Origin of the sequence: Nostoc sp. NMS9 (assembly GCF_017114995.1) — a bacterium.
Taxonomy (GTDB): Bacteria; Cyanobacteriota; Cyanobacteriia; order Cyanobacteriales; family Nostocaceae; genus Nostoc.
In genome coordinates this window covers 106,915-119,623 of sequence record NZ_JABXKL010000080.1, presented here as the reverse complement: position 1 = coordinate 119,623, position 12,709 = coordinate 106,915, and the positions used below count along the sequence as shown (strand labels likewise).

The 12,709-nt window shown below is 39.9% G+C and carries 10 protein-coding genes and 1 pseudogene; 8 read left to right on the top strand and 3 right to left on the bottom strand.

Going from position 1 to position 12,709, the window contains the following annotated elements:
• Positions 1-503 precede the first annotated feature (503 nt).
• From HWQ40_RS24820 to HWQ40_RS24810, 3 genes are all read left to right on the top strand, one after another.
• On the top strand, positions 504-1,571 hold the full coding sequence (locus HWQ40_RS24820) for a glycosyltransferase family 4 protein (RefSeq protein ID WP_292783144.1): 1,068 nt from the start codon (positions 504-506) through the stop codon (positions 1,569-1,571).
• Positions 1,572-1,787: 216 nt separating this feature from the next.
• Entirely contained in the window at positions 1,788-2,558 is a 771-nt protein-coding gene (locus tag HWQ40_RS24815) for a WecB/TagA/CpsF family glycosyltransferase (protein WP_292783111.1), read from the top strand.
• 124 nt (positions 2,559-2,682) lie between these two features.
• The gene (locus HWQ40_RS24810) at positions 2,683-4,527 is read left to right on the top strand and encodes a tetratricopeptide repeat protein (RefSeq protein ID WP_292783108.1); all 1,845 of its coding nucleotides are present in this window, start codon (positions 2,683-2,685) and stop codon (positions 4,525-4,527) included.
• 109 nt (positions 4,528-4,636) lie between these two features.
• On the opposite strand, the pseudogene HWQ40_RS24805 reads toward HWQ40_RS24810, so the two are convergent.
• A pseudogene (locus HWQ40_RS24805) lies at positions 4,637-4,771 on the bottom strand (transposase); the annotation flags it as partial.
• A gap of 182 nt (positions 4,772-4,953) precedes the next feature.
• Between HWQ40_RS24805 and HWQ40_RS24800 the strand changes: the two are divergent.
• The 5 genes from HWQ40_RS24800 (at position 4,954) to HWQ40_RS24780 (ending at position 10,038) form a co-directional block, all read left to right on the top strand.
• Positions 4,954-6,663 carry a toll/interleukin-1 receptor domain-containing protein gene (locus HWQ40_RS24800; protein ID WP_292783105.1) on the top strand — a complete coding sequence of 570 codons (1,710 nt, stop codon included), beginning with the start codon at positions 4,954-4,956 and terminating at the stop codon, positions 6,661-6,663.
• Between the two features lie 140 nt (positions 6,664-6,803).
• Positions 6,804-7,322, top strand: coding sequence for a hypothetical protein (locus HWQ40_RS24795; RefSeq protein WP_292783102.1), 519 nt, complete (start codon positions 6,804-6,806; stop codon positions 7,320-7,322).
• Positions 7,323-7,366: 44 nt separating this feature from the next.
• Complete coding sequence (locus tag HWQ40_RS24790) at positions 7,367-7,591, top strand: hypothetical protein (protein ID WP_292783100.1); 225 nt, start codon at positions 7,367-7,369, stop codon at positions 7,589-7,591.
• A 399-nt stretch (positions 7,592-7,990) separates the two neighbouring features.
• A complete protein-coding gene (locus HWQ40_RS24785) occupies positions 7,991-8,770 on the top strand; it encodes a class II aldolase/adducin family protein (protein ID WP_292783098.1) in 780 nt (259 codons plus the stop codon).
• 167 nt (positions 8,771-8,937) lie between these two features.
• Entirely contained in the window at positions 8,938-10,038 is a 1,101-nt protein-coding gene (locus tag HWQ40_RS24780) for an LLM class flavin-dependent oxidoreductase (protein WP_292783096.1), read from the top strand.
• Here the strand turns inward: HWQ40_RS24780 and HWQ40_RS24775 are convergent.
• Together HWQ40_RS24775 and HWQ40_RS24770 are read right to left on the bottom strand one after the other, a co-directional pair.
• On the bottom strand, positions 10,035-11,306 hold the full coding sequence (locus tag HWQ40_RS24775; RefSeq protein WP_292783094.1) for an MFS transporter: 1,272 nt from the start codon (positions 11,304-11,306) through the stop codon (positions 10,035-10,037). The two genes, HWQ40_RS24780 and HWQ40_RS24775, sit on opposite strands and share 4 nt — an antisense overlap.
• A gap of 132 nt (positions 11,307-11,438) precedes the next feature.
• Entirely contained in the window at positions 11,439-12,515 is a 1,077-nt protein-coding gene (locus tag HWQ40_RS24770; protein WP_292783091.1) for an aliphatic sulfonate ABC transporter substrate-binding protein, read from the bottom strand.
• Positions 12,516-12,709: the final 194 nt, after the last annotated feature.

Sequence of the window (12,709 nt, the reverse complement as noted above, 5' to 3'; positions counted from 1 at the left end):
GTCTACTGTAGACCCTCTCTATCGCTCTTTTATTACTCTCGTCAGATTAAATTTGAAACCCTATTTTGGCGTTAGTCCGCGCAGGCGGACTTTGTTTGTGTAGCCGCGATTTCTAATCTATTGGATTATTCTCTCTCCATAGTCATAGAAGAGGGCTATAAACCTCTCCCACACTCGTGAGGGGCTTTGAAACCGCCATATACTGATATAAAAAGAGGGTTAATTTTATGATATTTTGTTATTAAAAACAATACTTTTCAAACATCCTCATCCTCATAACACTTTCGATGGCAGAATTTTGTTATGTAGGTAATCCTGTAAAATCAGAAAAGTGTACATTGAATAAATTTGTGGCTCTGCGATCGGGCAGATATAGTTAGTAGCATTAACTCCCAAAATGCTATTGGAGTATGCCTTTGGATATAAACTAGAAGAAATTCGTTCTTATAATAGTTTATATAAATAGCCGTGTGTTCAATTTCCAAAACAGATTAATAGCAATTATGAGTCCCATAAAAATTACTATGTTGGGCGAAAGCTTGGAGCGCCAAGGTGGAATAGTTTCTGTGGAAAAGCTCATTCTTGAAGAAACTACCTCTGATATTCAAATTAAACACATTACTACTTTACCGAATGGTTCTGCTGTCCATAAAGTGTTAGTGTTTTTGCAGGCAATAGGTGAGTTGTTTTGGAACTTATTAAACCAAAAGACTGACCTAATTCACATCCATGTTTCAGATAGAGGTAGCGCTTTTCGTCATTCAATTACTACTCTTATTGGTTGGCTATTTCAAAAACCAGTAATAATTCATACTCACAGTGCTGATTTTCATTTGTTTTACTCTAAACTACCCCAATGGCTTAAGCAGTGGCTAAGTTGGTCGTTTTGTAAATGTACCCGTTTCATTGTTTTATCAGATAGCTGGAAAAAATTCTACATTGAGAATCTTGGCTTGAAGTCAGAGCAAGTTATTGTTCTCCCTAACCCAGTAAAAATTCCCGCACAAATTCCACAGCGAATAGATTCCAAACAGATATTTTTCTTATTTTTAGGGCGCATTGGTGAGCGCAAAGGTGCTTTTGATTTAATTAAAGCATTTGCTTCTATGCCTGTTGCTCAACAAAGCCAAGCCAAGTTGGTTATAGCGGGGGATGGAGATGTAGAACAAGCTCGTAGTTTGATCCCAACTCTAAATCTTATTGACTACATCACTATTCTTGATTGGGTAGATAAAGAAAAACGTGACGAGCTTTTAACTAAAGCTGATGTCTTTGTGTTACCTTCCTACAACGAAGGTCTGCCTATGGCACTACTAGAAGCAATGAGTTGGGGTTTGGCAGTTATCACTACCGCAGTGGGAGGAATACCCGAAGTAGTTACTCAAAATCAGAATGGTTTATTAGTTAATCCGGGGAATATTCAACAATTGTCAGAGGCAATGCAATCCTTAATTGCAGACGAAAATCTGAGAATATCTTTGGGAAATAATGCACGAGTCAGAGTTAAGCACTTGGACATAAACAATTATCTTACATCTTTAAGATGCATTTATACAGCAGTTATCAATTGAGAGCCATCCTGATGAAAATAGGTTTAAGTGACTTACACTATGTATTAAATACCGAACTTACAAAGGAGATAATTCATTCTGTATAAGGATAATAGGTGTTGAAAAGGTATGGATTTAATATTATAAAAAGTCAAGTAGCGATAAAGATATTATTCTTTTGTTGTTGGCATTATTCTAAACTTGGTATACTAGCTAATAAGTGAGGGAGGTGCAGAAATGAAAACTTTTCCTGAAGTGAAGTTGTTTGATACAAGATTCCATAAACTTAAAGTACAAGAATTAGTTGATTATTTAATAGAAGCAGCAAAAAACCAAAAAAAGACAGTTGTAGGACATGTGAATATCAGAGCAATGAATCTCGCTTATGAAAAGTCTTGGTATCGAGATTTCTTGAATAAGGCTGATTTAGTATTTTGTGACGGATTTGGTGTAATGGTAGGAGCTAGATTCAATGGTTATTCAATGCAATTTGCACATCGAATGACAGCACCAGATTACATAGAAGATTTAGTATTAAAGTGTGAGAAAGAAAACCTTTCTTTATTTTTGTTAGCTGGAAAACCTGGCGTAGTGGATAAGGCAATTACTAAGTTAGAATCAATTGCACCTAATTTACGCGTACAGGGACATCATGGTTATTTTGACAAATCAGGAAAAGCGAATGATTTGGTAATAGAAAAAATTAATAAATTCCAACCAGATATTTTATATATTGGCTTTGGTATGCCGTTACAGGAACGCTGGATTTTAGATAACTTCAATAAAATTGAAACTACTGTATTTTTACCTTTGGGTGCTTGTCTAGATTTTTATACTGACTCTATATATCGTGGGCCGCGTTGGCTGACCGATAATGGTCTGGAGTGGTTAACACGCTTAATCACTGAACCTACTCGTCTAGCAGACCGTTATATTGTAGGCATTCCATTATTTTTTTATCGTGTAGTTAAACAGCGAATCACTCAAGGAATGATAACAAATCGCTAAATAAATTTTTTCTAAATTTTGTATTTGTTATGACCATGACTGCCCAAAAGTGGCCAATTGTTTCCCTTACCTCTGCTGCCAAGACTAGAATTAGAATTGATGTGACATTCTCCTAGTAGCCAAAGTGCCAGACTCTCTGCCATTAAGCGATCGCTATCTTGCCTTAATCGATGAAATTGTCGAAACCACCCTCAAGGGCAAAATTAGCTCTGTAGAACAGGTGTATCAAATACTGCTTAAAGGAATTACTTCCGGTACAGGGGAAGTCTTTGAGCTAGCTTTGAGCGATCGCCTGAATTCCCTCCAAAGCCAAGTAGATAGCGAAAAAGACGAACTCAAGAAAGCCAAAGCGACTCGCAGTTTGAGAGCCATTAAGACGATTCAAAGTCAATGGCAACGCTCTTCAGAGCAAAACAAAGCCACAGAAGCGATCGCCTCCGCAGTTACAGAAATCACCACAGCCCCTGCTGCCGAGCGTCTAGCGACATTTATCCGAGTTACTGACCCCAATCAGAAGTATCCGCTAAATTTACAACAGTTACAGCAGTTGTCAAAAGCATTGCTGCAATTTGCTCAGGCAGATGCTGATTTACAACAATTTTCCGAAGGGATTACCCGTGGTTTAGCTTCTTGGCAGCGATTGCAAGACAACTTGCTCAGTTGGATGTACGAGCAAAAAGAATCTCTGGGGTTTGGTGGTGTACCGGGAGAACATGGCCCTTGGGCAAGTTGGGCGAAACAACTTAATAGTGAGTTACCACAAGCACTGCTTCGCACCTTGGCTAGGGAAGAATCGGCAATTGAGTTTGCCGAGCGACAAAGGGGTATCACCCTGAGAGATTGGGTGGAAATGGCATTGATTTTACAGTTCTTGCAACGGGGATTAATTAACTGGTTTGACCAACAAGCTTACGATGTGAAAGCGGGGCCAAAGTTGTCCATTTCCACTTTTTTGACCTTTGCAGTGATTTGGAGTCAGTTAGCAAGTGGTTTTGGCAGCATTGGGACAGTGTACGGCGATGCCTGTTCTCAAATCATGCTCCAGATTTTGCGAACCTTTGCCCAGCGTCCGTATTTTCCCTTTTACGGTGGGATTTTTGCCTCTTTTACTGGCACTTATTTACGAGATGCCCTAGATTATTTGGATGAACCGCTACGACGAGGCGAGGGAACTCAAGAAAAAGCAAGAATTTTGACTCTTTTAGGTTATTCTCAGCGTGCTTTGGGACAATACCAGCGCTCAATTGATTTTCATCAGCAGGCGCTAGAGATAGCCAGGAATGCAGGCGATCGCGCCTGTGAAATTGCCAATCTCAATCACCTTAGCCGTACCTACGTGCAACAGCAAAATTATGCTGAGGCAATTAACTACAGTCAACGAGCATTAATACTAAGTCGGCAAGCAGGCGATAGGACAGGAGAAGCAAACGCGCTGGTAAATTTAGGTTACAGCGAAGTCATGCAAGCTCAAGAACTGGAAAACCTAGAACCCGAAACCTATGAAGCCGCAATTAATTATTTGGAACAAGGTTTAAAATTATCAGAAAAATTAGGCGATCTTCAAAGTAAAGCCTTATGTGTTAGCAGCTTAGGAATTGCCTATTTAGTAATCGGAGAACACCAAACTGCAATTAAATATCTTGAAGATGGTTTTAAAACAGCACAAGTTTCCGGTGATTTGTATCTGCAAGGGCGGAACTTAGCTTATTTGGCAGAAGCTTATTACCATCTGCAAAATTCCGAAAAAACTGTTTACACGGGCTGCTTGGGAATGTATCTTTTAGAGCAAATTGCTTCTAATGAGTGGCGTCAAGCAGCAGGTTTACTGACAATTTTACAAGGGCAAATCGGGGCAGAAGCTTTCCAAAAGTTCTTACAGCAACATCGCCCAAAAATTATTGCGGTTATTGGTGTGGATGGGTACGATCATATTCCGCAATTGTTAGAAGAATATAAGCGAGATATGTAAGGCTTTGAAACCCCCATTTCCTATCAGGGAATGGGGGTTAGGTTTGTGAGGCTTTGATGTTACCAAAAATACTTTTAAAACAACTTCTTAAGAGAAAATTGTGCAGATGGACATAGAAGATCGCATTGAGGACTTCCCACATATTGACTTCACGCTTGCGACCACCTCTTTTGAGTTCTGGAATCATTTCACTGAGAAATTCATATTGTGCACGAGTCAGATTGCTGGGGTATGCTTTACTCACGTTGCTCTCTCGGTGCTGTCTATATATCTATTCACAGCGTATACCGAGAGAGCTTTTTTACAAACTTACCGACTTTTCAAACAGCTTCTTAGCAAATTCTTTTAAGTATATGCCTAAAAAAGAATTTTATGCTACTATTTTTGTGAGTAAATCAATAAAAATAGTATCTTTTTTTAGAAAATATGACAATAGAAAAAATTAAAGTATTTATTAGTTATAAATGGGAAACAGATCAAAATTTAAGGGCTGCTCTTACTTCTTACCTAGAAAATATTAAAAATGTTGAAGTTATTATTGATGTAGAAGCTATTAAACCATCTCAAAATATTCATGAAATAATATCAATGAAACTCGATGAAGCTGATTGTTTACTAGTATCAATTAATTCACTTAGTTCCAATGAAGTTGTAAGTGAATTAATTAGAGCACATGAACGCTCAAAGCAAATTTTTATTATGGCAAAGAGAGAGGATGATCAGATAAATATCCCGTCTTATCTGTATTTTTTGGCTGACAGTTTGCGGTTTAAATACTCTACGATAGATGAGCTTAGAATGCAGTTAAGAGAGTATTTTGAAGGGAAATCTAAAAAGGATTTTCAATTAATTCCCCAGGAGCTAAGTTTAATTAAAAATTCAATCAAAGATTTACGTAATTTATTAAAATTTAGAGCTGATTTAATCAGAAGAATTCTTGATGAGGCTTATAAAGAGATAAAAAAAGTAAAAGACCAAGAACAAGAGTATAAAATTGACGTGGGAATCGAGAAAAATTTTCTAGTTAGAGCGCGTTCTATGTTTGAAAATGCAAATGAAGTGTATGCAATCAGCAGTGAATCTGTGTCAACTTTTTGGACAGATTCAAAAAACAAGCTATTAGCAAAAGATTATATTGCTAAACAACCTAAGAACACTATTAGGTTATTCGTTTTCTCTTCTATAAGAACAGCTAGTAAGTATCGATACATACTACAAGCTAGCCACAATAGTTATGGTAAAGATGGTCGAGTTTTTATTTGTTCGCTTCGTTCATATACAAATTTTTTAGAAAAGTTTAGTAATGGTAGCTCAGAGGTAGTTAAAACATATTTAGATCAAGATTTTGGCATTCTTGTTTATGATTTGAATTCTCAGAAAAATTATATTGAAGCATTACTCGATCATTCAGAGTTAAGATTCAAAAAAATCGATATTAATTTATTAGACAAAATCAATTATAAAGAAATAATTTCATATTTAAATGAACTAAAAAAGCTAGAGTTTGAAGATATTTTTGAAGACAAAAATGGTGATAAAAAATTTTATATTAAAAGATGGAATCCAAAATGTTTAGAGTTTGAAGACTTGTTTAAAAGAGATTTGAAGAGACTTTTTCCTGGAGAAATATCTGGTGATGCGTATCATCTTATATTTTTTAAGGATTATGATAATAGCTTAGAACGTAAAATACTTGAAGTCAAAAATAATTTAAATTATTATAAAAGAGATATGGGAATTCAATTTATTTGGGTTGGAAAAAAGACAGACAGAATTGCAGTTAGTGACTTTTCTTATGGTGATCTGAGACTTAACTTTGATTATGACTATCTTTTAATGATGAGATTTGATAGCTATAATGCTCTAAGAATTTATTACTCAGATCAACGCCATTCAGATATTAGAAAAAACTTTTATAGTAGTTTTAATGAAGGAATAGGTATACTGTATCAGTATATCGATGAATTAAAAAAAACAGAACCAAATAAAACAGTTCCCATTTTTGAACAAGTAATTGAAGAGATAGTTTCCAACTATATGGTTCGATACGATTTTGTTGATAAAGAGGATATAGATTCAATTATTAAAGAATCACCTTATCCCTTTTCTTACAACTATGATTATGAGTATGAATAATTCTGCAAACGATTCCATGCAGCTTGCGTCCTACGGGGGCTGAAGATGAGGCAAGTTGTGGCAGAGGTAATGGGGCAATGGCTAAAAGCAAGTTTATTGGGTAAATTTACTTTCATATAGCTTAAGGAGTTAAATATATTATGCCTGTTAGTAAAGAGATCAAGGTTAAAATTAAGCTACCTTTTATAGGCGAAATAGAAAGTTCCTGGCAGCCTGATGAAAACGATGAGAAGGCGGCTTGGGAACTTTATGTAGAATTAATAACACGTATATCTATTGTAGAGCTTAAACCTGATGAAGGTTTGCTGCGAGAAGCCTTGTCTTCTCTTTATTCAGTTTTCGCCACTACTAGAGAAATATTGAAAAAACATGGTGCTTCCATCGCTCGATTTAAAGATGGAAACCAAATATCTTTTGGTTACTTAGCAATAGCAGTTATCAACACAGTTTTACGCCCTGTTTTAGCTAAATGGCATCCTTTACTATTAGATTACGAAAGCAAAAAAACAAAAGATATCTCCCCTGTTGAACATGAAAAATTGTGGGATAGAAATCAACAATTAAGAGCAGAACTAAATCAAGTCAGACACATTTTACTGGAATATGCTGAAATATTAGCTGAAGTTGCTAAAGTACCGCTTTTAATTGTAGATAGATAGCTTTATGTGTAGAAGGCACGAGGTAAGAGTGAAAAGCTTTTAATGTGTTTTTTGGCACGGTGACACCAACAGCAATGCTGAGTTTACCACCACTATTGTTGGTATTGATGCGATCGCTGATTTCAACAGTTCTGAAGGTGAGAAGATTGTACTGGATAAGACTACCTTTGGTGCGATCGCTCCACAACTTAACAAATCGCGACAGTCTCTATACGAGTAAAGAAATAACACTCTCTTCAAGTATATTTTGTAGCAAAACTCCATATTGAACTTGCTTATTTAAATGAACTGTGGTAACTTCATTGTAGATTAAACAACTAAAATTCGATTGACTTACCGTATTTTATTTGATAGTATCACTACTCTAGTTAGAAATTTGTTGTCACTAGGTAGTTGAAAAGCTGATATCAGGTAATTAGTAACGTATTTACGGTTATCAGCCAAAAGTTATTTGTAGCATTGTCCACTGGACATGATTGAACAATACGTATTTGCAGCGATGAAAACTGCGTAGTTTACCGCCGTAGGCATCGCCCACCGAGCCATAATCCTTTATTGTTATCGCTAATTTAATGGTAAAGCAGTGTTTATCGATAAACCTTGAGGCTTTCAGCAGCAGTGAGGCAGCACTCTAGGTCTACCCAATCCATACGTAGGAGTTGAAAATTATGGTGCAAACTTCTCTCATCCGCCCCAGCAATCCCTTTCAACCACCGACCTTCGTTTCCATTGAATCAGAGCGTCGCCATCGTCAAGAACGCTTGGCAGCAGCCTTTCGGGTATTTGCGCGTTTGGGTTTTGCTCAAGGATTGGCAGGACACATCACTGCCCGCGATCCCGAACTTACCGATCATTTTTGGGTAAATCCCTTTGGGATACATTTCAGTCGCATTCGGGTATCAGACCTGATACTAGTAAATAGTGAAGGTCAGGTAGTCCAAGGTGAAGGCAAAGTTAGTCAAGCAGCGTTTGCCATTCACTCTCAAATCCACGAAGCCCGCCCCGATGTCATCGCAGCGGCTCATGCCCATTCCTTCTATGGTAAAACTTGGTCATCTTTAGGTCGGTTGCTCGATCCGATTACCCAAGATGCCTGTGCTTTTTACCAAGATCATGCTCTATTTGATGATTTTACAGGCATTGTCTTAGAGACAAGCGAAGGAAAACGCATTGCTCAGGCACTAGGCGATCGCAAAGCTGCGATTTTACGCAACCACGGAATATTGACCGTGGGACACAGTGTGGATGAAGCCGCTTGGTGGTACATCAGGTTAGAGGATACCGCTAAAGCGCAATTGCTAGCAGAAGCCGTAGGAAAACCCATCCTGATTGACCATGACATAGCCTTAAAGATCCAACAACGCGGTGGTACTCACCAAGCAGGCTGGGGTGGATTCCAATATTTGTGGGATGAAATTACCCACGACCAACCAGACTTGTTTGATTGATTAGGGAATCGGGCATTGGGCATTGGGTATGGGAAAGAGGACTTGGGGACAAGTAGAATTGGGGACAAGGGGAAAGACTTGTTGTGAGTTTTGACTTAAGTAACCTTGTCCCCTTGTCTCCCCTGCTCCCTGCCCCCCACTCCCCAACATTTTCAGGAGAATTTATTATGCCAATTGAATTTATTGGATTGATTCGGACAAAACCGACTTCGGAATTAAATAGTGCATCAGGCGGTCTGGGCGATGACATCATTGATACAGCTTATGTTCGTGAATTTGCCAAAGCCCATGAAGAAGGAGGCTTTGACAAAGTATTGATTGGCTATAGTTCTAGTAGCCCTGATGGTTTGACTGTTGCTAGTTTCGCTGCTTCAGCAACCGAGCGATTGGGCTTTTTAATTGCTCATCGTCCGGGTTTTGTCGCACCAACTTTGGCAGCTCGCAAGGCAGCTACCCTTGACCATTTTACCAACGGTCGGATCGCAATACATATCATTACTGGTGGTAGTGATGCTGACCAGCAGAAAGATGGCGACTGGTTGGATCATGACAGCCGTTACCGTCGCACCGATGAATATTTAGAAATTGTTCGTCGTGTCTGGACAAGCGACACTCCCTTTGATTACGAAGGTGAATTTTATCGCATCAAGGGTGCTTTCTCTGCGATCAAGCCGCTGCAAAAGCCCTACATCCCGCTTTACTTTGGTGGTGCATCTGGGCCAGCAGTACAGGTAGGAGCCAAACATAGTAATGTCTATGCGTTGTGGGGTGAGCCAATTGCCGCAGTTAAAGAACGAATTGCAGAGGTACGTGCTGCCTTACCACCCGGTCGTTCCATTCGCTTCAGCGTCTCCCTGCGACCAATTCTTGGTGCTACAGAACAAGAGGCTTGGGAGAAGGCACATGGCATTTTAGCGCGAATTCAAGAGTTGCGAGGAGGTGCAAAATTAGCTGCCCCAGCTAGACCCCAGGCGGTAGGATCGCAACGTCTGCTGGATTTTGCAGCCAAAAATGAGATTTATGATAAGCGTCTATGGACACCGATCGCAGCAGCTACTGGTGCGGCAGGTAACACTACTGCTCTAGTGGGTACACCAGAACAAGTAGCAGAGGCTTTGGTTGATTATTACGATGCAGGTGTGACTACCTTGTTGATTCGGGGCTTTGATCCTTTAGAGGATGCGATCGCTTATGGGCGTGATGTCATTCCTTTAGTACGTGCGGAAGTCGCGCGACGAGAACGGCAAACAGTGGGAGTCGGGGTTTAGCGATCAATCCAACGCCTTACAAATGGCATTTGTGTATAGAACCATAGTGCACCTAAGATATTTAGACTGCCACAGACAATCAAGGCATTAGTCGCACCAAAATTATCTGCCAAAGTTCCAGCTAACAGATTCCCAAAGGGCATCATACCCACCATTGCTAGGGCATAAAAACTCATCACCCGTCCGCGCTTATCCTCGGCAACTAGGGTTTGGATAATCATATTACTACTGGTAATCAGGAGGATGGAAAAGCAGCCTGTAAACACCAGTATGATTATGGATAATCCAACTTGACGCGATAGTGAGAAGGAAATCAAACTTATCCCAATCAAGACTTGAGCGACTACAATCAAACGCTCTAAGCCCGTAATCCCTCGCCTAACGCTCAGATACAAACAAGCAAACAACGAGCCAATCGGCGCTGAGGTGCTGAGTTGAGCCATCGTAGTTGCATCCCCATTTAAAATCTTAGCGGCGAAGATGGGCATGAGCGCGATATGAGACATTCCGACTAAACCTTGTAACGCCAGTATTAATAAAATTGCTCTAATCGGCTGGAACTTGGAGACATATTCAAAGCCCTCCCGCAATTTCTGCAAAGTATCGCTAAGGCTCGTCAGGGTCTGCGTGGCTCTGACTTTCAGCCGCATTGCTAGCAGAGTAAAGATGGCAGGGATATAGCTGAGAGTATCGTAAAGAAAACAATATTTCACCCCTAGCGTCGCAATCAAAATCCCGCCCATAGCGGGCCCCAATACCAGCGAGGAACTTAACATCACTGAATTCAAGGCGATCGCATTACTCCAATCGGCGCGATCGTCTACGGTTTCGGTGACGATTGTATGACGCACGGGCATATCTAATCCCTTGAGAAAACCATTAAGAACACTCAGTACCAATAGGATGGGAAACGTAATCCAATTCGTAAAGGTAAGAATCGTTAAAGTCAGGGAAACGCTAATTCCCAATATCTGCACCAACATTAACAAGTCACGACGACTCCAGCGATCGGACAATACGCCCGAAAAGGGAATCACTAATAATGTTGGTAAAAATTGCACAAACCCTGCAATTCCCAACAACCAAGCCGATTGAGTCAAATCGTATACCAGCCAAGGAATAGTTAACTGCTGGGTCATAAATGTCCCAGACATTGATAGTAACTGTCCCCCAAAAAACAGCCGAAAATTACGCCAGCGAAAGGCGGGTAAATACTGGTAAATGATATTACTTACACGATCGCCTAATTGTCCGTTCCAAATTTTCATCAGGGGAGTTCTATGATGTTATACTAAATATTAGGTTCACTAATATTTAGTATCACTAATTATAGAATAATTGCGTAGTTTACCGCCGCAGGCATCGCGTCTGGTTTTTTAGCAAGCTTGCTGATTCAAAGGTTAAGCCTTATTCCTAACGGCATCTGGTGTAATTGCTGCATACTGCTGGGCAGTTAAGGTTGCTCCTTTAACATCGACTTGTTTTGGCACAAGTTTCAGTTCATACAGAAGATCCGCAACCTTTTGTTGAGCGCTAATTACTTCCTCAGTAATTGGTCTCATGTCATATTTTCTTCTCGTCAGCGTTAACTCCATAGTATCGACATCAGTCTTGACCTTCGGTGCGAGGATTTCAGCAGCAGCCCGCCTGTTTTTGTTTGCCCACTGCCCAACTTGGTAGTACTCTGACAAAATTGCTTTCAAGAGTTCAGCATTATTAATTGCAAAATCTCGTGAAGCTAGGTAATAACTTCCTGGCGTCTTAATTCCTTGCGCGTTTCGTAAGACCCGAATACTGCCTTCCCGTTGCAGCTTGATCAGACTAGGATCGCCTTCTACAAAGGCATCAACCGTCTTGTTCAAAAACGCTGCTCTTCCATCTGCAATGGGTAGATTCACTGATTCAATATCACTGATTTTTAGCCCTACCTCTTGAAACGCTTTCACCACAAAAAAGGTCTGAGCCGTCCCTCTAGAATAAGCAACTTTTTTACCTTTAAGACCTGCCAATGTTTGGATTGGAGAATCCTTTAGCACAACAATTGCTGAACCTTCTCCAGTACCAGGCGGGGTATTAACTACATAAATCAGATTGGTACCAGCTGCCTGAGCAAAAATGGGTGGCGTTTCGCCAGTAGGCCCAAGGTCAATGCTACCCACATTTAAGGCTTCCAATAGCGGAGGCCCAGACACAAATTGCGACCAAGTAACACCTATTCCTTGAGGAGCCAAGCGTTTTTCGATCGCGCCTTTTTCGTGTGTTAGATCCCCAGAAACTTGGTAGCCAAGTCGAACCAGCTTGGTACTGCCTTTATTGTTACTAGTGGCATTAGTACTCAAGGTTGCGCTGCTGTTATTGCCTGTGTTGCCGTTATTTGTTCCACAACTGACTAAGGCAGTAAAAGACATTAATCCATAAAAAGTATAAAGTAAATCACGCCTGGATATTGAGTGTTTTCCAATTTGCAGTCTGACCATAGCTTTCTATCTCATTTTGATGCTGATACGGTGGGAGCAAAATCTCTGCAAGCTGACCGAATCGATTAGAGGTTCTATCTTTGCCAAGAAGGCTAGAGCAAATCGCATCCGGTGGTGTCAAAACTAGGTTTTCCCCCTCTACTCTCTAAAGTGGAGAAGGAAAGGGGGAGTAAAGTTTTGTATCTGAAAGAATT